We start from the raw sequence: 22,488 nt of genomic DNA on the forward strand, positions 1-22,488 counted from the left end.
TGCTATTATGTCAGATAAACGAACAAACAACCGGCATCTATGAGCCAATTGTTTGTTCGTTTTACAAGTATTTATGAGGAAAGAACGGCTTGTAATTCCTCTGCTGTACTGTTTTCAAGCTGACTTCCGACACCGACAGCCACCGCGCCTGCTTGAAGCCACTTCGGAACATCAGCTGGATGAATGCCACCCGTAGGAATAAATTCAATCTCTGGAAATGGACCTTGCAGGTTTTTCATATAGGATAAACCGAAGGAGCCGCTTGGGAAAAGCTTGAGCAAGCCGTAGCCATCTGCTTTCGCCTGCATGATTTCACTCGGGGTGAGAACCCCTGGTACATAGAGTGTGTCGTAAAATGAGAGATGTTCTCCAATCATAGGAAGATATCCTGGACTGACGATAAACTGTGAGCCTGCCTCAACAGCTGATTGTGCCTGCTCCAGTGTCGTAATCGTTCCAGCTCCTACAATGAGGTCTTGCTCCTGCTGAAAGGATGCGATGATGCGTTCAGCATTTGGCGTGGTATACGTCACTTCAATAGCACGGACCCCTTTTTTCTTTAAACGCTCAATCATTTCAATGCCTTCTCTTTCACTACCCGCTCTCACCACCGCGATCAACTTACAAGACGCGAGCTGCTTTTTAACGCTCAAACTTGCTGACTTTCCCATATCTCTCATCCCCTTTCATATAATCCCGCCTTTGATATCGTTTGGCTTCTTTCATAAAAGCTTGAAGCTCCTCCCGGGTAGGCAGTCCATCCTTATCGCCAGGAGACATCACTGCAAGTGCCCCAACCGCATTACCTCTTGTCACGGATTTTTCATTTGATAAGCCGTCAAGTAACCCGCTGATGACCCCCACTGCAAATCCATCACCAGCTCCGACTGTATCTACGACATCCTGTACATAAAATCCATTCACCATTCCTTGTCCGGCTGCACTTTTATAAAAGGCACCTTCTGGACCTAGCTTAATGACCACTAGCTTGACGCCTTTTTGCAAATAAACATCTGCAATTTCTTCTGGCTCGTGACAACCCGTGAGCCTTTGCCCTTCTGCAAGCCCTGGAAAAAACCAATCCACTTGCCAGGCGATTTGATTCACCGTCTGAATCATGTCCTCCTCCTCTTCCCATAGCTGAAGCCGAAGATTTGGATCAAATGAAATGGTTTTGCCCGCTGCTTTCATTTCTTGAAGGGCACGAATAGAAAACGCTCTCATTTCACTGGATAGGGCAGGCGGAATACCAGTCATATGAAGGTGGCCTGCCTGTTCGAAATAAGTGACGGGAAAGTCGCTTGGACTCATTGTGCTCGCAGCAGAGCCTTTCCGATAATACGTGACGTCAGGGTCTCCATCAATCACTTTTGATTTAAGTAAGATGCCCGTTTGAGACCCATCATTTGAACGGAGCACTGCACTTGTATCGACCCCTTCTTTTTGAAGCTCTTCTAAAATAAATGTGCCAAGTGAATCTGCTCCGACTTTGCTCATCCAGCCCACATGAAAGCCCAGCCTCGCCAAACCGACAGCCACGTTACTTTCTGCACCAGCAAGCGCCTTTTGGAATGTATGCACTTGATGAAGCTCCCCAACTTCCTTTGCATAAAACATCGCCATTGATTCCCCAAATGTGACCGCATCCAATGCTTTCACTCATTTCTCCCCTTTCTCGGTACCGGTTTCAAATCAGTTGAAAAAGAGAGAGCATGCACGTATGTATACTCTTCTCTGCCTATCCTTTATAAAGATTTTCTTACAATGATTTCTCCATCAAGCTGAATCGTTTGGGGCGCACTTTCATCCCCTTCAAGCCGTGTCTTGATTTTTTGCATGGCTGCTTTCCCCATTTCATGAGATGGCTGGGCAACCGTTGTGATTCCAGGTCCAATCAGCTTATACCATTCTGTATCATCAAACCCTGCAATACCGATCTCATCAGGAATCTTCATCCCAAGCTCTACAAGTTCACTAATCAGCTTCAGCATGAGTAATCCATTGCCTGCTAAAATCGCTTTTTTCTGTTCGTTTGATTGTAGAAAACGGACAATCTCTTCGCGCATTTGTTCCTTTTGCTTTAAATCAATTTCTGCAATGATTGGCTTCTTATGTTTACTCAAAGCTGTCTGTTCATATGCTTCCTTTCGTTCTTCACGAGGACTGATTCCATCGACAGGCTCAGTAAAGAATGCGATGTGATCATAGCCTTTCTCATACATTTGTTGAAGCAGCCGGATTGTGATATCACGGTTGTTCGTGGTCACTGTGTCGACTTTTAGTTCAGGCAGCTTCCGGTCCACAAGAACAATCGGCACACCGTTTTTCTTAAACTCCTCCAGAATGTCATTGTTCTGTCCTGTTGTATTGATGATGAGCCCTTCAATATAATGTGCATTCAGCTTAAGGAGCATTTCCCGTTCTTTTTCTGGACGATTATCTGTGTTGCACACCATGATGCTGTATCCATATTCATCACAAATCTCTTCAACTCCGCGAAGTGTTGCCACAGAGAATGGATTCGTAATGTCGGCTACAATAAATCCAATGACCTTGCTTTTTCTGACTTTTAGTCCTTGAGCAAGCTGACTCGGGCGATAGTGGAGTTCCTCAATGGCTTTCTTGATTTTTTTTACCTTTTCTGAAGAAATTTCATTTGTTCTGCCATTGATATATCTGGATACAGTTGATTTTGAGACCCCTGCATAAGCTGCTACTTCGTTAATGGTCACTTTCGTTTGCTTTTTCTCTTTCATTCAAAAAACTCCCACAATTGATCTTCTCATTTGGTTCGAAACCGATTTCAAATAAACTTAAAAAGATCATATCATAATTGATGGCATTTCAGAAGATTTTTTTGCATGATGATGGCAAAAATTCGTCTAATCAGATAAAAAGAAAGCGATTTCAAATTAACGGTTGACGGCACTCTCTTTTTCCTCTAGAATTTTCCTTGAAACCGATACCAAATAAATATCAATATTTGTTTCAGATGGAAAGGGAGGCTTATCCAAATGGAAAATCGTTATGCTGTACATCCTGAACAGGTCAAACGTTTTACAACCGAGGAACTTCGTCGTCATTTTCATATTCCTACGCTATTTGTCAGTGGTGAATTAAAGCTCTATTACTCTCATGAAGACCGTGTGGTGATTGGCGGAGCCATGCCGGCATCAGAGCCGATCACACTAGATGCTGGGGACTTTTTACGAACGGAGTATTTTCTTGAAAGACGTGAAATCGGGATTGTGAATGTCGGCGGACAAGGAACGGTCACTGTTGATGGTGAGGCCTTTGTGCTGGAGCATAAAGATTTCTTATATATTGGTCTTGGTCACGAAGATGTACAGTTTGCTAGTTCATCAGGCGACAAGGCCAAGTTCTATCTAGTTTCAGCCACGGCTCATAGAGCGTACCCTACGCAAAAAGCAGCCATCGCTGAATTAACACCAAACCACTTAGGGGAAGCAGCTGCCTCCAACGTACGAAACCTGTATCAAGTCATCCATGCAGATGGCATTCAAAGCTGTCAGCTCATGATGGGAATCACTCAACTGGAAACCAATAACACGTGGAACACGATGCCTGCTCATATTCACGATCGCCGGATGGAAGTGTACTTATATCTTGATATCGAAGAGGATGCACGAGTCTTTCATTTTATGGGGGAGCCGTCTGAAACAAGGCATCTTGTTGTGGCAAATGAGGAAGCAGTCATTTCACCTGCCTGGTCCATCCATTCAGGCTCAGGCACAGCGAATTATTCATTTATTTGGGCAATGGCGGGCGAAAACTATACGTTCAAAGATATGGACTTTGTCCCAATGGATCAGTTGAGGTAACAAGGATGATGACAACATCATATGCAGCGTCCCTCTTTTCCCTTGAAGGAAAAACAGCCCTTGTGACAGGTCCTGGAACCGGTATTGGGCAAGGCATTGCCGTGGCGCTTGCCCAATCAGGTGCAGATATCATCGGCACTTATCATCACACACCGCTTGAAGAAACAAAGGCACTTGTCGAACAGGCAGGCCGATCATTTCATGCGGTTCAGGTTGACTTTTCCGATCCTCAAACTGCAAAGCAGGCTGTCGACGCCATATTAAAAAAGCATACGATTGATATTTTAATCAATAATGCTGGAACGATTAAAAGAGAGCAAGCGGCTCACTATTCAGAGGAAGATTGGCATACGGTCATGGATGTGAATATCAACAGTCTTTTTTTCCTCACGCAAAAGGTTGGACAGCAAATGCTGAAAAACGGGCAAGGGAAAATTGTCAATATCGCCTCCCTTCTATCGTTTCAAGGCGGCGTATTTGTCCCCGCCTATACAGCAAGCAAGCATGCTGTCGCAGGGCTGACGAAAGCTTTTGCCAATGAATGGGCGAGCCAGCATATTCAAGTGAATGCGATTGCGCCTGGGTATATTGCGACCAATAACACACAAGCCATTCGGGACGATGAAAATCGAAATGAAGAGATTCTCAAACGAATTCCCGCCGGGCGCTGGGGAAAACCTGAGGATCTAGCAGGTGCTGCTGTTTTCCTTAGCTCACCAGCTTCTGATTATATGAACGGTCATATTTTAGCCGTTGATGGCGGCTGGCTTGCAAGATAAAAAGACGAGAGAATTCCTATCCGGGATTCTCTTTTTTCTATTTGTATAATTCTCCACCTTCCGAGTCACTCTATAAAAAACATGTGATGAGGGTGAGGTATTATGAAAAGTCGTATTGAACAAGATATAGCGTCCGTCATTAAGCGTGTCAAAAGCTTTGCCGGAAGAAGTGATGATATCGTGTTCCACTCTTTTTCATTTGGTCCTTCCACTATGTCTGCATGTCTCGTGTACATTGAAGGACTCACAGAATTTGAGATGCTTTCTAAGCAAATCATTTCACCAATGCAAAAGGAACTGGACCTCACTGAGGTTGATTCTACTACACTTCCCTCCCTTTCAAAAACGTTCTTTGGCATTCAAAGTGATGTGCTGGATGATATGAACCTTGCCATCGAGCAGTTATATAGCGGCAGGGCTATTTTATTTGTAGATGGAGCGGCTCAAGCACTTGCACTCCATACAAATCTTTTTCAATTTAGGGAAGTAGAAGAGCCGCAATCTGAAGTTCTTGTAAGAGGACCACGGATCGGATTTATTGAGAATCTTGAAAAAAACACGGCTTTACTCCGTGAACGGGCAAACGACCCAAATCTTGTGATTCAAAAGGTGAGTATCGGTACTCGCAATAAAAAATCCGCTGCTCTTGTGTATGTTCGTGATATTGCTGATCCTAAACTAGTAGAAGATGTTCTATCACGCATGGCCGAAATCAAAATGGATGACATCCCTGAAACCGGCTATATTGAACAGTTGATTGAGGACAGTCACATCTCTATTTTCCCACAGATTCAAAACACAGAACGTCCTGACCGGGTGATTGCATCTGTGCTTGAAGGCAAAGTCTCGATTTTGCTCGATGGGACTCCTTTTGCCCTCATTTTACCAATGACACTTACAGCTTTGATGCAATCACCAGAGGATTATTATCAGAGGTGGACAAGCGCGACTCTTTTGCGTTTACTTCGTTATATTGCCGTGCTGCTCACGATTTTTTTACCCGGGCTTTACATTGCACTTGTCTCTTATCATCCCGGTTTATTACCGACAAGAATGGCACTCACCATCGCAGGCAGCCGGCAGAATGTTCCCTTCCCTCCTGTTGTCGAAGCCATTCTCATGTCTTTTACGATAGAGCTGCTGCGGGAAGCTGGACTACGGCTTCCAAGAGCCATCGGACAGACAATTGGGCTCATTGGCGGGGTTATTATTGGTCAGGCAGCTGTCCAAGCCAATATCGTCAGTGCCTTAATGGTGATTATTGTGTCGCTGACCGCACTGGCTGACTTCACGGCACCGTCATATGACTTTAGTTTCCCACTGCGTATTTTGCGGTTTATGGCCATTTTTAGTTCGGCATTGTTTGGATTATACGGTTTAATCATGTGTTATTTATTTGTGCTTTGTCACTTGATGCAGTTAAAGACCTTTGGTTTTGACTATTTCACACCTGTGTTGTCTTCACCGTTTTCAGATTTAAAGGATACGTACGTTCGTTTACCAATCGGGCTATTTAAATCCAGACCAAAAACAGCAAAAATAAAAAACCTCAGAAGACAAGGAGATTAAACGATGTACAGACCTGAAAAGCTATCATTGTTACAAGTCACCATTCTGTGCAGTTCTACAATGATAGGCGCTGGAATTTTAACCATTCCACGCAGTTCTGCCAATTCAGGATTCCCTGATGGCTGGATCATTGTATTATTACAGGGCGTCATCTTTGCTTTCGTTGCTTTTTTGTTGGGGTGGATTGCCGAAAAGAATGCACCAGACACCATTTTCGAGTCAAATACAAAAGGAGCGGGCGCATTCTTTGGCACAATCTTTAATTTAATGCTGATTGCCTATTTACTAGGCATTGTCGGCTTTGAGGCACGTGTCCTTGGGGAAGTGGTTCAGTTTTTCCTGCTGCAATCAACTCCCATGACCGTGATTGTGATGATTTTTTTACTCGTGGCGATCTATCATTTGAAAAGCGGTATCTTTCCAGTCGTCAAAATGGTGACCTATATTTATCCGATCACCATGGTCATTTACATAGCGCTCATGCTGTTTTGTTTAAAAATATTTGATTTTGATTATTTGCGCCCTGTGATGGCGCATGGTTTTAAAGATTTTAGTAACCTTTTCTCTCAAACCTTTATTCAATTTACAGGCTTTGAAGTGATTTTGTTTGTTGTCCCGCTCATTTATAAAGACAAATGGTCTAAGGCAAAATGGGCGGCTGCAATCGGGGTTGGAATTACTTCTCTTGTATATTCCCTCACACTCTTTATAGTGATTGGCTCCATGACCGTTGGTGAAACGAAATCTCTCACTTGGCCAACAGTTTCCCTCATTCAAGCGCTTGAACTTGAAGGAGTGTTTATCGAACGATTTGATATTTTCTTACTGACGATCTGGACGTGCCAGCAGTTCATTTGTATGCTGGGCTTTTTCCAGTTTGCGATTAAAGGCTGCTTCACTGTTTTTAAAACAACCAATATAACGAGACTGTTATGGCTGTTATTTTTGATTACATCAGCACTCTCACTTTTCCCTAGAAATATCAATGAAGTCTTTTACTACTCAACTTTACTCGGCTACGCATTGTTTGCGGTTTTAGCCATTCCTTTTATTACTGCTATCCTGCTGATGATACGTAAAAAATGGGGAGGTCGTTCTACATGAGAGGCAGGCGTATACTGTTATTCTTTTTTTCCTGCTGTCTTTTCCTTCTATCAGCAGGCTGCTGGGACTTAAAGGATATTGAAAAACTATCGTTTGTACGCGGTGTTGGTATTGATGAGGATGATGACAATGGAGTTAAGCTGACCTACCAAAACCTTGTACCGAAAACAAGCGGAACACAAGAGGCCGATTCTCCCGGCTATGTGAATGTTGTCTCAAAGGGAAAAAATGTGCTTGAGGCTGTCAGTAATGTCGCCTTGAAGGACCCGCCGATCTATAGTGATCACCTAAAAATCTTCTTGTTCGGCAAAACCCAGGCGGAGCATCACGATATTCAAGGAACACTTAATCATTTCATTCGAGATGATGAGGTTCGGCGCAGCAGCTATCTCCTCGTGTCACGAGGAGATGCGTCAAAAGTCATCAATCAAAAGTTAAAGTCTCAACAGAAGGTACCGGTTGAGCATATCTTTGAAACATCCAAAAACCGAAGCTTTAACGGAAAGATCGCACCGCCAACACGTATTGGCCGGTCGTCTGATTACTTTCAGATGGGCGTTAGCTTCCTCGTACAAAGTGTAGATGTGATCGACAGTGAAATTATTTATGATGGGGCAGGAATCATACATGGGAAAACGAGAAAGCTGATTGGTTTTATCCCAGCAAAAGATGTCCAATCTTTAAACTGGGTAATGGGCCGTATCACTGGCGGCGTTGTACCTGCCACCTACAAAGGTTATCCGATCACGTATGAAATAAAAAAAGCAAAAACCAAGGTCAAGCCCTATCTGAAAGACGGAAAGGTATCCTTTAAAATTAGCATACAAACAAATGGAAAATTGTCTGAGGATCAATATCCTCCTGAAAACTCATTCGATGAGCAGTACATTAAACGTTTTGAGCGTATCTTTGCTCATAAAATTAAAGAACGCATTCAAAAAGCAGTAAATCATGTGCAAAAAGAAGTCGGCGTTGATCCCATATTTTTAAACCAGCAGTTCCGTATGAAATATCCCGACTATTGGGATCAGCACGGTACCGAGTGGGATAGGCTATTCCAAGAATCAGACATCGATTACGATGTCAAAGTCAGCATCTTGAACTTTGGTGCAGAAGGTGCAACAAAAAGCTTTAAATGGTAATGCCATTAGGCGGTTATCCCGGTGGGGAGCCGCCTTTTTTACGTACGACAATGAGAAGCTGATACAAAGTCACTTGATCAGACAACGATTTTGTTTGAAAGCCAAGTGATGCTCCTATTCTTGCCACCTCATCAAAAAACAATTGGACGTTTTGATCAATCTGTACATTGATCCGCTGCTCGATCACACGTTCAAACAATTGATCTGGGAAAAGCGCACGCATGGTGTTTGGTGTGAAGAACCGCATATGGGTTCGATCTAAAATTCCTACATCTTGATACGTAAAGTCCCCTGTCATCAAAGGAAGAAGCACCTCTGCATGCATCATGTTAGGCAGGCAGCAAATGATGACACCCCCTGGCTTTAAAGATGCGTGTGCTTGCTCAATGATGTGCCAAGGGTCTGACACATGCTCTAAAACATCTGAAAAAATGACCGCATCAAAAAAGGCCTCTTTCTCTGACCATGGGTATTCATCCGCATTTGCCTCAATCACTTCTTCGTAATACGCCTTTGCGACCGCTGCTTTTAATGCATCCTCCTCTACCCCGTACATGGTTACAGACTGCCGGTTCATCAATTCAAGCCCGGTTGCCCCTGCGCCGCATCCAACATCCAGCACACATGCAGCTTCCTCAGGGAGCAATTCCGTAAAATACGGATGAGGGGTGATCAAATTTAGATCTATGCCCCACTTATCTAAAAATCGAAGTCTGTTCTCAGTAAACAGTGTAGAGATGTTCGTTTCTTGATTGGCATTGAAGGTAGCATGACCATGATGATGCACAAAGGAATCATGCACAATTTGCAGCTGATACCCTTGCAGTAATGAACGTAAGCAAAGATCGTCATCCTCAAATGATCCATATACAAACCGCTCATCAAATAACCCCACATCCTCGATCAGCTTTCTTTTCACGAGCAAGCAAAACCCTACAAGCCGGTGCACATAAGTTCTCTGACCTTTTCTCTTAGACGTATATTCCTTAGCAAAGGCTGGGAGCTCCTTCACATCTGTATACGACGGCTGAACCATCTGAGGGCCGCTCACATAATTGGAGACTGGCCCCACCATCCCAATCTGTTCTGATGCGAATAGCGCCTCTTTTAATGGAGGAAGCCAATTTTCCGTCACGATCGTGTCATTATTTAAAAAGAGAATGCTGTCTCCTGAAGCTTCTTTTGCCCCTTGATTACATCCCTTTGCAAAGCCTTCATTCTTTTCATTATCAATGAAAATCACATCATCCAGCTCTCTTACATATTCCTTCGTGCCGTCAGTTGACGCATTATCAACGATGATGAGTTCATATTGGTCGCTGCTCGTATGCTGTTTAATGCTTTGGATACATGTTTTCGTTAAATGCAGTTCGTTGTACGTCAGCATGACAATGCTTGTTTTCCCTTTCATCTCATTTCCACCTTTCGCCCGCCTGTTCCATATGTATGTCATATGGAGCACGTTCAGAAGATGAGGGAATGTCCTTTCTTGATTAAACGTTTGTTTAACATAGAAAAACCAGCTGCATACGGCAGCTGGTCATTGTTCACACTGTTTTCCCTTCGTCACCTGCGACGGCACGATTTCTCTTTTTTAAATCTTCTTCAATTTCTTCAAGACTTTTCCCCTTCGTTTCGGTCACCAAGTACCTCACAAATAAGAAGGCGCCTACACCGATGACCGCATAGATGAGGAAGAGATTACTGATACCAATCGCGCTTAATAAAGCTGGGAATGTAAGCGAGATGATTAAATTTCCTGTATGAAGAAGGAAAGTTGAAACGCCTGTACCGATTCCTCGGACATGTACCGGGAACAGCTCAGGAAGCATTACCCAAACAACTGGCCCCCAGCTGACAGCAAAGATGACGATAAAGAGACCTAAACAAATAACGGTTGTCCATCCTGCAACTGTCGACCCTTCGAAAAATCTGTTGACCACTGACAGGACAATTAAACTAAGGACCATTCCTGCATTCCCAAATAGGAGCAGCGCTTTACGCCCTACACGGTCAATGATTTTGATGGCAACAAACGTCATGATGACATTCACTGCACCAATTCCGACAGTTCCTAAAATCGCCGCAGAATTCCCAAAGCCAACACTTGTGAATGTTTTTGGTGCATAGTAGATGATCGTATTTGTACCGATAAACTGCTGCAGAAAGGCTAAGCCGACACCGGCAATCAATGCTGGGCGTACCCATGGCTCAAATAATTCCTTAAAACCGCCTTTTTCTTCACTTTCCGCCTTTTGAATATCCGAAATTTCTTCTTCCACTTCTTGCTTACTTTTTCTGAGTTTAGATAATATCTCCTTCGCACGATCAGCCTGTCCGTGGACAAACAGCCAGCGGGGACTTTCCGGCATAAACAAAATCCCACATAACAAAAGAACAGAAGGAACAACCGCAATTCCAAGCATCAAGCGCCATGCCTCTGCATCCGCTAAAGCGTAGTTCACAATATAGGCTAGAAGAATACCAAATGTGATCATGAGTTGGTTTAATGAGGATAGTGCCCCCCGTGATTCCTTTGGCGCAAGTTCAGATAAATATAATGGAACAATCGTTGTCGAGCACCCGACAGCGAGCCCTAGTACAATTCGGAATAAAACCATCACTTCCGTATTCGGGGCAAGAGCTGTACCAAATCCGCCGATAATAAACAAAATCGCTGCGGCGATGATGGCTTTTTTCCGCCCAAATTGGTCTGTCAGCTTTCCAGAAAGAGAGGAACCGAGCATCGCCCCGATTAAAATCGAGCTGACGACAAGCCCCTCTGTAAACGCATTTAAACCTAAATCCTCTTTCATAAATAAGATGGCGCCGGAGATGACACCTGTATCATAGCCATATAAAGCACCGCCAAGGGCGCCGAAGAAATAAAGCCATCCATTCCGATTTTTCATGTTCATAACCCCACTTTTGTCTCTGTACTCTATGAAAAATCATTTTCCTCACTTCCTGTCATTTCAAACATTTCGATGTTTTATGACAAATATATTTCATTTGTATATCTTTGAAACTTTTTACGAGAAGGATACGTCAATTAAGCGTTAGTGAAAAAAATGTCGCACTATATCCCGTTTTAAGGTATATTTGTTTTAGTTTGTAAGCATAAAGAAGGACATCTTTACTATAAAATCATAGCGAGGGTTTAAAATATATGGATCAATCACGAAGTAAACGCAAAGGGAAAAAGCGTTTAAAACCATGGGTGAAAGTCACTCTTTTTATATTTGGTATTCTTTTACTGACGACCGCTTCTGTTACTGGCTACGCCTACTACAAAGTAACAAATGCTGCCAAAAAGGCTCAAGTATCTCTTGATCGCGGCGCACAATCTGTGAAACGGATTGAAGCATTCGATCCAGGAAAAGACAGCTTTTCTGTCTTGCTGCTTGGAATTGACAGCAGACCGGGCGAAACAGTGAAACAAGCACGAAGCGATGCAATGGTGTTGGCTACCATTAACCGCACAAATAAAACCGTTAAATTATTAAGCATTCCCAGGGACTCATACGTTAATATTCCAGGCCACGGTTTTGATAAAATTACTCATGCACACGCATTTGGCGGTGCAGATTTAACAGTGAGTACAGTTGAAGATTTACTAGATATTCCGGTCGATTTTGTCATCCAAAGTAATTTTGTAGCATTTAAAGAAATCGTCAATGAATTAAACGGTGTGTCTATTAACATCAAGGATGATTACCTTGTGAAACAGATTAAAAAAGATACAAAAGGCAAAGTTGTGCTTCAAACTGGAACTCATACACTAGATGGGGATCAAGCGCTCGCATATGTGAGAACAAGAAAAGCAGATAGTGATTTAATGCGTGGACAGCGTCAAATGGAAGTGTTAAAAGCCATTTTTGATAAATCAAAATCTTTAACATCTATTCCGTCATACGATAATATCATTGATACACTCGGTGATAATGTGTCAACCACCCTTTCTATGAAGGAGTTAGTCGGTCTTTTCCCGCTTCTGACTTCATTGAAATCGGTTGATACCATTCAGCTTAAAGGATCTGATTACCAGCCAAACGGGGTTTATTATTTCCAATTGGATCAAAACCAGCTGAACGAAGTGAAGACTGAATTGAAGAAGCAGCTTGAATTATCATAAATAGAAGCGTCCCTTTGGGGCGCTTTTTCTTATTTCCTTGATCATTCGCTCATTTTTGTTTAGCCTTGATAGTGAGGAAACAACCATCCTTTTTTTATGAGAATGAAGGAAATCGTACATACTTTGAAGAGGCTATTGCATGAATGAAGGAGGATTTGACAGCGATGAGAAAAATGATTGCGATTGATCTAGACGGTACACTTTTAAATACAAAAAGTGAAATATCCGCTCAAAACCGAGAGGCATTGATTCGTGCGAAGGAAGCTGGATATATTGTGACCATCTGTACAGGGCGGGCAACTTTTGATGTAAAGGAGCTGCTTGGCGATTTGGACATCCCCATTATTGCGGCAAACGGCGGGACTGTCCATACAGTGGGATACGAGCTCTTCAGCCGAATCACATTGGACCAAGAAGCGGGCAAGCGCGCTGCTAAGGCATTAGTGGAACGAAACATTTACTTTGAAGTCTATACAGACGATGCTCTCCTCTCCCCTTACGATGGAAAAGAGAAGCTGAAAGCAGAATTCGATCTGATCGAAAGCGCAAACCCAAATGAGGATCTCGCTGATCTATGGGAAGGAGCCATGACCCAATTTAAACAATTTGGCATCAAACCAGTAGATGATATCCGTCAGATTTTTGAGTCGAATGAACCGACCTATAAATTACTCTGCTTCTCGTTTGATATGAACAAACTGACCGAAGCACGAAATCTTCTGGCAGACATGCCCGAGCTTTCATTGACCTCGTCTGGAAAACATATTATTGAGGTGCTGCCAAAAGAGTCTGGAAAAGGACATGCCCTGAAAAAACTCGCAGCCCATTATGGTGTAGACCGCTCACATATTTATGCAATTGGTGACAGCCCAAACGACCTTTCTATGTTTGAAGAAGCAGGCCACCGCATTGCAATGGGGAATGCAGTTGATGTCATTAAAGAAAAAAGCACTTACATCACAAAAGGAAATCATGAAGATGGTGTCGCTTATTTTATTGATCTTCTTTTACAAAATCAATTTCATGAAAAAAAGACGCTTGTCTGATCAGCGCCTAGAGAGAAGTCGAGAAGTCCGATCCAAGTATTGATCGGGCTTTTTCTTTATTTTTTGATTCTAACAGCCGTTTCATATTTGTCCTTCCAGTACGTACTTGTTTTCATATTGGTTAAGACAACACCGTTTGAGACAGTCACATGAATGACTTGATTTGATCCTGCATAAATTGCCGGCATCAATGATGTCCCGCTGAAGAAGACAAGATCTCCCGGCTGAAGCTCAGAACGTTTCACAGGCGTACCTGCTTTGACTTGACCTGATGCATAGCGAGGCAGCTCAATGCCAAGCACTTCTTGATACACGTACTGTGTGAACCCTGCTGTATCAAATCCTTGTTTTGGGTTCGTACCGCCTTTGACATAAGGGACTTCGCCAATATACGTAGCGGCTTTTGATACGATAGGGTCCTCTTTCGAAAGCTCCAGATCTGTTAATCGTTTCACACCTGTCCATTTTTCGCGCCAATACGATTCAGACAAATAAGAAATTGTCACACTTTCAGAACGGCTCGCATGAATAAAGCGGTCGCCTCCAATATACATACCTACATGAGAAATTCCGGGTTTATATGTGTTGCTAAAAAAGACAAAATCCCCAGGGCGAATATCGTCTAATGCCACTTTTTCTCCAACAGCCCACTGCTGTTCAGCACTTCGAGGTAAATAAATTCCAAGTGATTTTTCAAATAAATACTGTAAAAAACCTGAGCAATCGAATCCAGTCTTTGGATCGGTTCCTCCAAATACATAAGGAATACCCAAATAGGTCATCGCATCTTTCACAAGAGGGTCGTCAGAAATGTCTTGTGTGCCGGGCAAGCGTTTGACCGCATAAAATCGATCAGTCCAATATTTGCTTTTACTGACATTCGTTTTCACCACACCTTGACTAAGCGTGATATGGATGACCTGATCGTTCCCCGCGTACAACGCCACATGTGTTGGGATATCCTTCGTTTCTTCAAGACTTCGGAAATACACAAGGTCACCGGGCTGCGCTTTATCCCATGATACCTTTTTTCCAATCTGATATTGGTCAATTACCTTCCGCGGCAAATCAAATGTTTCGGATGTCTTGTACACATATTGAATAAACCCAGATGCATCAAAGCCCGTTTTTGGATCGGTTCCTCCTTTATGATAAGGTGTTCCAATCAGCTTTTCCGCTTGCTCCAAAAGAGATGGTGTTTGAGCAGATACCGCTGGTTGAGACATGAACATCAGCCCTACAAGCGCACACCCTCCGATCAACATTCCTTTCCATTTCATGATCCTTTCCCTCCTATCTTCTATAGTTTCGGCATGACACCATTCATTTTACACCCTTTTTCGACAAAAAAAGAACACGCGATGTGCGTGCCCTTTCTCCTATTTAGGTTATTTACCTGCTTCCGCTTTTGACTGCTTTTGCTGTTCAATTTTCTGCATTTCAACCGAAATCTTTTGTTTTTCGTGATCTGTCAGACTGTCACTAAATTTAAAAGCAGACATAAAGACAAAGACTAAGATTAACGCAACAAACGGCCAGCTTGCTTTTAGGAATTTCATTTCTTCTCTTTCCCTCCGTTTTCTTTTAAGTTTTTAACTTTATCAGCGTGATCTACTTCAAAGAAAATGTGTCCGTCTTTTTCTTTCCAATCCGCATTCGTTCCATTGGTCAGCATACGGATAATGGCTTTTGATTCAAGAGATCCTGCTTTTACTGGAGCAGGTGTTGCTTCTTTGATGTACATTGGGACAACTTCAAATGTCGCTTTTCCATCTTCATTCAGATGATACTGAACAAGTGCAGAATCACGTGTTCTTGACCAGCCTTGGTCAAAAATAAAGTTGCCTAGGCTATAGAAAATCGCCGTTCCGTTATAGACTTCCATTGGTTCAAGGACGTGCGGGTGAGCACCGATAATGATATCAGCTCCGGCCTTAGACATCGCTCTTGCCAATTCTCTTTGCCTGTCGTTTACTTCATTGTTGTACTCCTGTCCCCAGTGAGCATGAACAACGACAATATCTGCCTTTTCAGCAGCCTGCGAAATCATCGGAATAAAGATAGATGGATCGGCTGGCAGAATACCCGCCTGGCGATTCGTTGCTTTGAAATCTTTCCCATACACATCTGTAAAACCAAGCGTAGCAATTTTGACACCATTTACTTCTTTGTATGAAATGTTCTGCTTCGCATCTTGGAGGTTACGACCTGCGCCTGTATAATCCATGTCAGTTTGTTCAAAGGCATCGATTGTATTGTTCAGCCCTTTTTCACCATAGTCTGCCGCATGGTTATTCGCAAAGTTTAAAACAGAGAAATTCAAATTCTTCAATGCTTTGACAGAATCTTCATCTGTTTTTAAATGAATATTCTTTTGGGCTGCCTGTTCTTTATCTGTTGCGACTGGATGCTCAAAGTTTCCTGTCACATAATCTGACACATCAAAATATGGCTTGGCATAGCGAAAGAGATGCTCTTTACCATAGCGGTCTGTTACTTTCTCTACGTTTCTTCCAAACATAATGTCACCGACAAACGAAGCGGTCAGGATGTTTTCTGGATTCTTTTGTACAGTGGGCACTTGTGCTTTCCCGATAAACGTAAATAGAAATGTACAAGCAATGACGATCGGTAAAGCAATGAGTACGTGTTTATTCGTCTTTTTCTTTTGGTTCTTTGTGATTTTCAGCAGCTTTTCCTGAAAGCTCAATTTTTTATTCATCATTGGACACACCTTATCTTAAAATAGATAGTAAACATACATGATGGCAAATGTTGCACCACTTAGAAGTAACGTGCTTCCAAGGGTAATTGTAAGACCTTGCTTTTGAATCGTATTCGCAATCAATCCAGGAACGATGATTCCAATTCCGCGGAATTCTGCTATTTCAAATGGGACGACTGGATAGAAGAAATCAAATATCAGTTTTAAGGCAATCCCTGTAATCAGCATCGCAGCAAACTTTCTGCGTCCGTATAAAATCATGAATTTTGATAAGCCAAAACGAACGATCACATACGTAAGCAAGCTGACAGATAAGACGACTAAAATGAAGACTGGCTGGTTAAATACGAGCGCCAGATAACCCGGGACAACAAGTCCAGCTGGTACGATTCCTGTTTTTTCTGCAAAGATTAAACTGAGTAGAACTCCTAAAATTAACGAGATATAAAGATCTGATCCGAACATTTTCTATATTTCCTCCTAGCTGACAAGCTGCTTAATTTTGTATTCTTGAATTTTTTCGATTAACGGTTCAGCGGCACCATGGATATTGCCGACTCCATAAACCACTCGATTATGAAGCTTTTTCTCAAGCATATTCATAATTTGTTCTGTAGATTGATATTCAAGGTTGTGTAAGTGGTCAGCCGGAATTTTCCCTTCCTCATATGCCTTCACAATTGGATCTGTTGTTTCACCAATTAAAACAAGGTCACTTGCTTCAATATAAGGAAGTACATCCTCCGCAAACTGGATCGTTCTATCTACTCGATCCGCACGGCAGTTCATAATAATAATCGGTTCATCTGTTGGATATCCAATTTCTTTCACACGCTTCCAAATGTTCAATGTAGAGGATGCGTCATTTGCCGCAAATCCATTTACAAAGTGTCCAGGTGTTTTCGCGTCCATTAATGGAAGAATTCTCATCGCTCCTGGATCAGGTGGCGCATTTAACATTCCTCTGAATGCCGTATCTTCATCAATCCCTAATGCTTGGGCAACACCAAGTGCCAGTGAAGCATTATCTGGGAAAACCATGTACTCAAATTTCCTCAAAAACTCATCGGAAATCTTGGAATTATCTGCAACAATGACTTCTGTGTTGCGTTTTTTCGCAATCTCTTTAAAGAAATCCGTATATTCACTATCCGTAATAACCAAGTGTCCATTGTAAGGAATTGTCGCTGTAAAGGCTTCTGCTATTTCATCAAGTGTTGGCCCCATGACGTCCATATGATCTTCAAGAACGTTTACGATTACGCCAATGTTTGCTTGAAGCAGCTCTTCCTGAAAGATAATTTGGTAATCTGGATTTACCGCCATACATTCACTGACGATGGCATTTGCTCCTCTTTCAACTGTTTCTCTCATAACTTCCTTCTGCTCTCCGATATTCGGTCCTTGCGGTTTCCTTTTAATCGGTTTCTCCTCTGGCGTATCCCAATAAATCATTCTTGCATCCGTTCCCGTTGTTTTACCGACAGTTTTATAACCTGCCTCCATTAAGATACCGGTTGTCAATCTTGTGACGGTAGACTTTCCGCGAATACCATTAATATTGACGCGCACCGGCAGGGCATCGATATTTTTCTGATGACGCTTCTTTTCAATAAAGCCAATCCCTAACATGATGACACAGGCTATAACGATTAACCACATCGCTATCTACATCTCCTTTTTTTATGAGTGTGATATGTAAATTCAATCAACAGTATATCTGTTCAGCATAAAATCACAATCGGTATTATGTAACATAATCTTTCACTTCCTCGTATGCCAAATTCCTCTAATCAAAAGGCTTTTTTGCCTACCTATCCTTTAAATGAAAAGGCCAAAAGACGGACAAAAATCAGTCTGAATTTCTGCTGAATTCATGAGAAAGCGTTAACATCAATGATCCGAAAATCTTTTGTCCTTTTCTCCCTAAATTTTTCGACAATTATTAAGATGTATTTTGAATCAATGTTTTAAAGTCTGTTATTCTCTATAACATCAGTCATATCAGCGCTTTAAATGAATAGTGCGTGTTTTGGAATGTTTTATATTTTTGAATGAACAGGTTAGAAAGTCATTCTCCTTGGTCAGATTGCTGTGTGTTGACCTATGACAAAGGTCACCTCTAAAAAAATCAAGTCATCTGCTTATTTTTAGGTCACAAAAAATTGGGATAAGATGTAAAACTTTGATCATTTCGGTGTACCTTCTCTTTACGAGATTCGCACCTAATGACCTAAACAATGAAACATTATTCATTTGTTTTTATCAAGATTCATCATTTCTTAACATTTTTAATATGAATTTAGTTGAAAGTTGTCAGCTCATGTCATGCTTTCCCCAAAGGTGACGAATAAAATTCGCTTCTCCGCTTACACTATGGTTAAAAAATCTGTGAGAGGAGGCTCAAGATGCCAAACTCCAATGAGCAAACACGCCTGCATTTTTTATCAGGAAGCTTTGAGGAAAAAATCCGGATCCTGAAAAAAACATTTCAGCAAAGCGGCGATTTTGAATACCGAGAATTAATGGTGAATGAAACGAAATCTGCGCTGTTTTTTATTAAAACAAGAATAGATGAAGGAAAACTAAATGATTTCATCATCGGCAACTTGTTAGGCCCTCCTGGAAAGCAGGATTATACAAAATCTCTTAGCACACTTGAAACAGGCGACTTGACGCTGATCACAGACAGTATTATTGCAGGAAGTATTGCCTTTCTGGATGAAAACTCCTCACAAATTAAGCTATTTGCTGTTGGACAGCCTCCGCTGCGCTCTATTTCTGAACCTTCTTCGGAAAGTATTATCGCAGGCGCACATGATGGATTTGTTGAAAGTCTTGATACCAATATCTACTTACTGCGTTCCCATTTAAATGATCGGAAGCTCGCCATTCAATATCATAAGATCGGTACAAAATCGGAAACAAAGCTTGCAACGGTTTATATATCCGATATTGCTAATCAAGAAAAGGTCGAAGAGGTCAACAGACGGATTTCTTCTATTAAAGTAGACACACTGTTAAGTCCTGGCTCTATCGTTGAGGCAATTGAGGATGATTCATTTTCTATTTTTCCGCAGCTGATTGATACAGAACGTCCAGATAAGGTGAGATCTGCCATTCTTGAAGGTCGAATTGTAGTGCTGATGGACGGGAGTCCTATGGCCATCATTCTTCCCGTGACCTTTTTTAGTTTCTTTCAGTCACCAGATGATTATAACAGCCGCTGGATTCCTGCTACGTTTATTCGTATTCTTCGGTATCTTGCCTTCTTCATCGCTGTTGTCTTGCCATCTTTTTATATTGCTGTTATTGCGTTTCATTATGAGGTTGTCCCAGATGAACTAGCTATTACGATGAAGAACTCTATTATTGGCATTCCCTTTCCTCCATTGATAGAGGCCATGCTGATGGAGATCACGATTGAACTTATACGTGAGGCTGGGGTGCGTCTGCCTAAACCAATCGGGCAAACGATTGGAATCGTAGGGGGTTTGGTCATTGGGGATGCGGTTGTACAAGCAGGGCTCATCTCGAATGTCCTAGTGATTGTGGTCGCTGTGACCGCTGTTGCTTCGTTTGTACTTCCGTCATTTGAAATGACAGCCACCATCAGGATGCTTCGTTTCCCGCTCATGCTTATGGCATCAATGTTTGGGTTTATCGGCATCTCATTCGGACTCACTCTCATTCTCATGAATTTATGCCGCCTTGAATCACTAGGGGTGCCATATTTATCACCTGTTGCTCCATTTAACTGGCAGGATTTAAAAGATACGGTGATTCGACTCCCAATGTGGATGTACAAGAACCGCCCTGTTTATTTAAATCCGCAAAAGAAAAAACAAGTTGAACAACTGAGAGGGTGGACAAAGAAAAATGAAAAATAAACTCTCTCCACCTCAAGCTGTCTGTTTTATCGTCCAATCTCAAATTGGTGTCGGTATTTTAGCACTCCCCCATTTGCTGATGAAAGACATGGGGCACGATGGCTGGATGGCGATTATTTTAGCGTGTTTTTTCATCCAAATCATCAATACGATTTTTCTTTATATCATCTACAAGTATCCTGAGACATCGTTCTTCCATGCGCTGATTGAAGTCTTTGGAAAATGGATTGGACGTACCTTGGTCGTGCTCTATGCGCTCTATTTTGCCTCTGTTTGTATTGTTGTACTATCTATATTCACTAGGATTCTTGGCATCTGGGTGCTCCCGCTCACACCAAACTGGGTCATAAATCTATTACTGGTCATATGCATCATCTATATCGCAAAAGAGAAAATTACAGCCGTTGTCAGGTTTAATTTTATTTTGACACCCTTAATACTCTTCCTCTCTCTTTTGATGTTCTATGCATTAAAAGGCACCAATATTGACTACCTCTTGCCTTTTTTCAAAACAGATCTTTCTCAAATTCCGCTTGGATTAAAGGATGTGGTACTGTCACTGAATGGATTTGAGATGATTCTGATGATCTCTCCGATGATGAAGGGAACCATTAAGGAACGATATAAAGTGATGACCATTTCAAATATATGCACGACGCTTTACTACCTATTTATTACATTAATTTGTTTTATGTTTTTCAGTCCGGCTGAGCTAGATTTGATTCCAAATCCTGTTGTGTATTTATTAAAAACCATTACTTTCGGAGTCATCGAAAGGACTGATTTAATTTTTCTTAGTATCTGGGGTTTCGTCATTTTAGCCACACTCAGCAATTATCTGTACTTTTGTGCAAATGGTGTGGCCAGTATTTTGAAGAAAAAAAATCACAAGAAATATGTCTACTATTTTGCCATTTTGATTTATGCTGTCAGCTGTTTTCTTTCTACTGATAACTTTAGAATTCAACGCTTTAATGACTTTACCACCGTTGCACAATATTCATTTATTTACACACTTCCGATCATGATGGCCGTTATTATCTTGATCAAACATCGCAAAAAGAAGGTGAAATCACATGCATCATAAGTACATGTTGACACTGCTTATGTGCGTTTCCCTTATTTTCATGCCTGGCTGCTGGGATCAAAACCTATTAAAAGACATCTCTCTCGTTTTAACTTCAGCTGTTGATCAAGGAGAGGATGACAATGCAAGATATTCGATTACCTATCGAAAGGTACAGCAGTCTCAAAGTATGCAGCAAGGGAATTCTGGCAGTTATTTAACCACTGTTCTCACAACCGAGGCGCCTACTTTAAGAAAAGCAAGAAGCAACTTTAGCCGTAGTGTAGACCAAAAAATTGATATGTCGAAAATGCGTGTGCTGCTGATCGGTGATGAATTTGCCCAAAACCGGCTGCTCCCTTACTTAGATATGTTTTACCGCGATCCCAAAAGCCCTTTACTCGCAAACTTGGCAGTGGTGCAAGGCGGGAGCTGTGTAGATTTAATCAATCAACTGCTCAAGGAAAAACTGATTGTGAGCGACTATTTAAACAACCTGATCACTTCTGCATCACGCTCCTCACAAGTTTCACCTAAGAACATTCAAAATATCCGGTCCAAAATGCTGCAAACCGGTGAGGATTTTACACTGCCGTTACTCTACTACGATAAGTCAAAAAAGTTAACGAGTGTGAAGGGGGTTGCCTTATTTGATAATGAAAAAAAGAAAGGTGAACTATATGCCCAGGATGCCATTCTGCTCACCATTATGGATGGAAAAATGGGCAGTTATGCAAACTTCACGAAAAAAGTAAGTAGTGATATGAAATTAAAAGAGAACAATTACATCACCGTTCAAGTAACCGATTCAAAAAGAGACATTAAAATCGTCAATCCTGATCACCGAAACTTAACCTTTTCTCTTGAGTTTGAATTCACCACCTCTGTTCTTGAATACCCGAAAGACAATTTAGATACAGATAAAAAAATTGAAATGTTAAATAAAAGGCTATCAGCTATTTTCACAAAAGAAGCCGAAAAAGTGATTGCAGCCCTGCAAGAAGCAAATTCTGACGTTCTCAGCCTTGGCAGAAAATACCGGGTAAGACACTATGATGAATATATGAAAATGAACTGGGTCACCGATTATCCGAAGGTGAAAATCATTCCAAAAGTGAAAGTGAACATTACACAAACAGGTATTATTAGTTAAGAAAAGGAAGAAGTCATCTTTCTTTTCTTTTTTTATT

General features: G+C 41.8%; 20 protein-coding genes. 10 read left to right on the forward strand and 10 right to left on the reverse strand.

Annotated features, from left to right (window positions below):
* Positions 1–71: 71 nt before the first annotated feature.
* From MHI46_RS16990 to MHI46_RS17000, 3 genes are all read right to left on the reverse strand, one after another.
* Complete coding sequence (locus MHI46_RS16990; RefSeq protein WP_047201904.1) at positions 72–671, reverse strand: bifunctional 4-hydroxy-2-oxoglutarate aldolase/2-dehydro-3-deoxy-phosphogluconate aldolase; 600 nt, start codon at positions 669–671, stop codon at positions 72–74.
* Positions 643–1,659, reverse strand: coding sequence for a sugar kinase (locus MHI46_RS16995; RefSeq protein WP_342502966.1), 1,017 nt, complete (start codon positions 1,657–1,659; stop codon positions 643–645). Before MHI46_RS16995 ends, MHI46_RS16990 begins: the two co-directional genes overlap by 29 nt.
* Before the next feature lie 86 nt (positions 1,660–1,745).
* Complete coding sequence (locus MHI46_RS17000; RefSeq protein WP_039181927.1) at positions 1,746–2,756, reverse strand: LacI family DNA-binding transcriptional regulator; 1,011 nt, start codon at positions 2,754–2,756, stop codon at positions 1,746–1,748.
* A 258-nt stretch (positions 2,757–3,014) separates the two neighbouring features.
* Between MHI46_RS17000 and kduI the strand changes: the two genes are divergently transcribed.
* The 5 genes from kduI (at position 3,015) to MHI46_RS17025 (ending at position 8,436) form a co-directional block, all read left to right on the forward strand.
* Positions 3,015–3,842: a 5-dehydro-4-deoxy-D-glucuronate isomerase gene (kduI, locus tag MHI46_RS17005; protein ID WP_339208402.1), complete on the forward strand. Its 828-nt coding sequence runs from the start codon at positions 3,015–3,017 to the stop codon at positions 3,840–3,842.
* A gap of 5 nt (positions 3,843–3,847) precedes the next feature.
* Entirely contained in the window at positions 3,848–4,621 is a 774-nt protein-coding gene (gene kduD, locus MHI46_RS17010; RefSeq protein ID WP_106025550.1) for a 2-dehydro-3-deoxy-D-gluconate 5-dehydrogenase KduD, read from the forward strand.
* Between the two features lie 102 nt (positions 4,622–4,723).
* Positions 4,724–6,190 carry a spore germination protein gene (locus tag MHI46_RS17015; protein ID WP_106025549.1) on the forward strand — a complete coding sequence of 489 codons (1,467 nt, stop codon included), beginning with the start codon at positions 4,724–4,726 and terminating at the stop codon, positions 6,188–6,190.
* A 3-nt stretch (positions 6,191–6,193) separates the two neighbouring features.
* On the forward strand, positions 6,194–7,294 hold the full coding sequence (locus tag MHI46_RS17020) for a GerAB/ArcD/ProY family transporter (RefSeq protein WP_106025548.1): 1,101 nt from the start codon (positions 6,194–6,196) through the stop codon (positions 7,292–7,294).
* Positions 7,291–8,436 carry a Ger(x)C family spore germination protein gene (locus MHI46_RS17025; RefSeq protein ID WP_342502967.1) on the forward strand — a complete coding sequence of 382 codons (1,146 nt, stop codon included), beginning with the start codon at positions 7,291–7,293 and terminating at the stop codon, positions 8,434–8,436. Before MHI46_RS17020 ends, MHI46_RS17025 begins: the two co-directional genes overlap by 4 nt.
* Positions 8,437–8,449: 13 nt before the next feature.
* Here the strand turns inward: MHI46_RS17025 and MHI46_RS17030 are convergent, their stop codons facing one another.
* Together MHI46_RS17030 and MHI46_RS17035 are read right to left on the reverse strand one after the other, a co-directional pair.
* Positions 8,450–9,847 carry a bifunctional glycosyltransferase family 2 protein/class I SAM-dependent methyltransferase gene (locus MHI46_RS17030; protein ID WP_144491556.1) on the reverse strand — a complete coding sequence of 466 codons (1,398 nt, stop codon included), beginning with the start codon at positions 9,845–9,847 and terminating at the stop codon, positions 8,450–8,452.
* A 136-nt stretch (positions 9,848–9,983) separates the two neighbouring features.
* Positions 9,984–11,348, reverse strand: coding sequence for a sugar porter family MFS transporter (locus MHI46_RS17035; RefSeq protein WP_099663732.1), 1,365 nt, complete (start codon positions 11,346–11,348; stop codon positions 9,984–9,986).
* Between the two features lie 257 nt (positions 11,349–11,605).
* Between MHI46_RS17035 and MHI46_RS17040 the strand changes: the two genes are divergently transcribed.
* Positions 11,606–12,571, forward strand: a complete 966-nt coding sequence (locus MHI46_RS17040) for an LCP family protein (RefSeq protein WP_144491557.1) — start codon at positions 11,606–11,608, stop codon at positions 12,569–12,571.
* A 164-nt stretch (positions 12,572–12,735) separates the two neighbouring features.
* The gene (locus MHI46_RS17045) at positions 12,736–13,617 is read left to right on the forward strand and encodes a Cof-type HAD-IIB family hydrolase (RefSeq protein WP_260774936.1); all 882 of its coding nucleotides are present in this window, start codon (positions 12,736–12,738) and stop codon (positions 13,615–13,617) included.
* 56 nt (positions 13,618–13,673) lie between these two features.
* On the opposite strand, the gene MHI46_RS17050 is transcribed toward MHI46_RS17045, so the two are convergent.
* The 5 genes from MHI46_RS17050 to pgsB all read right to left on the reverse strand — a co-directional run bounded on the left by MHI46_RS17050 (position 13,674) and on the right by pgsB (position 18,004).
* Entirely contained in the window at positions 13,674–14,897 is a 1,224-nt protein-coding gene (locus tag MHI46_RS17050; protein WP_260774937.1) for a C40 family peptidase, read from the reverse strand.
* A gap of 108 nt (positions 14,898–15,005) precedes the next feature.
* On the reverse strand, positions 15,006–15,176 hold the full coding sequence (locus tag MHI46_RS17055) for a hypothetical protein (RefSeq protein WP_087976066.1): 171 nt from the start codon (positions 15,174–15,176) through the stop codon (positions 15,006–15,008).
* Positions 15,173–16,339: a CapA family protein gene (locus MHI46_RS17060; RefSeq protein WP_260776112.1), complete on the reverse strand. Its 1,167-nt coding sequence runs from the start codon at positions 16,337–16,339 to the stop codon at positions 15,173–15,175. The genes MHI46_RS17055 and MHI46_RS17060 overlap by 4 nt, the downstream gene beginning before the upstream one ends.
* A gap of 18 nt (positions 16,340–16,357) precedes the next feature.
* The gene (gene pgsC / locus MHI46_RS17065; RefSeq protein WP_007497520.1) at positions 16,358–16,807 is read right to left on the reverse strand and encodes a poly-gamma-glutamate biosynthesis protein PgsC; all 450 of its coding nucleotides are present in this window, start codon (positions 16,805–16,807) and stop codon (positions 16,358–16,360) included.
* Positions 16,808–16,822: 15 nt separating this feature from the next.
* Positions 16,823–18,004, reverse strand: coding sequence for a poly-gamma-glutamate synthase PgsB (gene pgsB, locus MHI46_RS17070; protein WP_039181962.1), 1,182 nt, complete (start codon positions 18,002–18,004; stop codon positions 16,823–16,825).
* Between the two features lie 746 nt (positions 18,005–18,750).
* Between pgsB and MHI46_RS17075 the strand changes: the two genes are divergently transcribed.
* From MHI46_RS17075 to MHI46_RS17085, 3 genes are read left to right on the forward strand one after another with little or no spacing between them, the layout of a single operon-like run.
* On the forward strand, positions 18,751–20,232 hold the full coding sequence (locus MHI46_RS17075) for a spore germination protein (protein ID WP_126682397.1): 1,482 nt from the start codon (positions 18,751–18,753) through the stop codon (positions 20,230–20,232).
* Complete coding sequence (locus tag MHI46_RS17080; RefSeq protein ID WP_126682398.1) at positions 20,222–21,319, forward strand: GerAB/ArcD/ProY family transporter; 1,098 nt, start codon at positions 20,222–20,224, stop codon at positions 21,317–21,319. The genes MHI46_RS17075 and MHI46_RS17080 overlap by 11 nt, the downstream gene beginning before the upstream one ends.
* A complete protein-coding gene (locus MHI46_RS17085; RefSeq protein ID WP_260774938.1) occupies positions 21,309–22,451 on the forward strand; it encodes a Ger(x)C family spore germination protein in 1,143 nt (380 codons plus the stop codon). The genes MHI46_RS17080 and MHI46_RS17085 overlap by 11 nt, the downstream gene beginning before the upstream one ends.
* The last annotated feature ends 37 nt before the right edge of the window (positions 22,452–22,488 follow it).

This window comes from Bacillus sp. FSL K6-1000 (genome assembly GCF_038630785.1).
Taxonomy (GTDB): Bacteria; Bacillota; Bacilli; order Bacillales; family Bacillaceae; genus Bacillus; species Bacillus safensis.

Bases quoted from the DNA above. Each gene is read 5' to 3' on its own strand.
- MHI46_RS16990 (WP_047201904.1), bottom strand. From the start codon at position 671: ATGGGAAAGTCAGCAAGTTTGAGCGTTAAAAAGCAGCTCGCGTCTTGT.
- MHI46_RS17000 (WP_039181927.1), bottom strand. From the start codon at position 2,756: ATGAAAGAGAAAAAGCAAACGAAAGTGACCATTAACGAAGTAGCAGCT.
- kduI (WP_339208402.1), top strand. From the start codon at position 3,015: ATGGAAAATCGTTATGCTGTACATCCTGAACAGGTCAAACGTTTTACA.
- kduD (WP_106025550.1), top strand. From the start codon at position 3,848: ATGATGACAACATCATATGCAGCGTCCCTCTTTTCCCTTGAAGGAAAA.
- MHI46_RS17015 (WP_106025549.1), top strand. From the start codon at position 4,724: ATGAAAAGTCGTATTGAACAAGATATAGCGTCCGTCATTAAGCGTGTC.
- MHI46_RS17020 (WP_106025548.1), top strand. From the start codon at position 6,194: ATGTACAGACCTGAAAAGCTATCATTGTTACAAGTCACCATTCTGTGC.
- MHI46_RS17025 (WP_342502967.1), top strand. From the start codon at position 7,291: ATGAGAGGCAGGCGTATACTGTTATTCTTTTTTTCCTGCTGTCTTTTC.
- MHI46_RS17030 (WP_144491556.1), bottom strand. From the start codon at position 9,847: ATGAAAGGGAAAACAAGCATTGTCATGCTGACGTACAACGAACTGCAT.
- MHI46_RS17035 (WP_099663732.1), bottom strand. From the start codon at position 11,348: ATGAAAAATCGGAATGGATGGCTTTATTTCTTCGGCGCCCTTGGCGGT.
- MHI46_RS17040 (WP_144491557.1), top strand. From the start codon at position 11,606: ATGGATCAATCACGAAGTAAACGCAAAGGGAAAAAGCGTTTAAAACCA.
- MHI46_RS17045 (WP_260774936.1), top strand. From the start codon at position 12,736: ATGAGAAAAATGATTGCGATTGATCTAGACGGTACACTTTTAAATACA.
- MHI46_RS17050 (WP_260774937.1), bottom strand. From the start codon at position 14,897: ATGAAATGGAAAGGAATGTTGATCGGAGGGTGTGCGCTTGTAGGGCTG.
- MHI46_RS17055 (WP_087976066.1), bottom strand. From the start codon at position 15,176: ATGAAATTCCTAAAAGCAAGCTGGCCGTTTGTTGCGTTAATCTTAGTC.
- MHI46_RS17060 (WP_260776112.1), bottom strand. From the start codon at position 16,339: ATGAATAAAAAATTGAGCTTTCAGGAAAAGCTGCTGAAAATCACAAAG.
- pgsC (WP_007497520.1), bottom strand. From the start codon at position 16,807: ATGTTCGGATCAGATCTTTATATCTCGTTAATTTTAGGAGTTCTACTC.
- pgsB (WP_039181962.1), bottom strand. From the start codon at position 18,004: ATGTGGTTAATCGTTATAGCCTGTGTCATCATGTTAGGGATTGGCTTT.
- MHI46_RS17075 (WP_126682397.1), top strand. From the start codon at position 18,751: ATGCCAAACTCCAATGAGCAAACACGCCTGCATTTTTTATCAGGAAGC.
- MHI46_RS17080 (WP_126682398.1), top strand. From the start codon at position 20,222: ATGAAAAATAAACTCTCTCCACCTCAAGCTGTCTGTTTTATCGTCCAA.
- MHI46_RS17085 (WP_260774938.1), top strand. From the start codon at position 21,309: ATGCATCATAAGTACATGTTGACACTGCTTATGTGCGTTTCCCTTATT.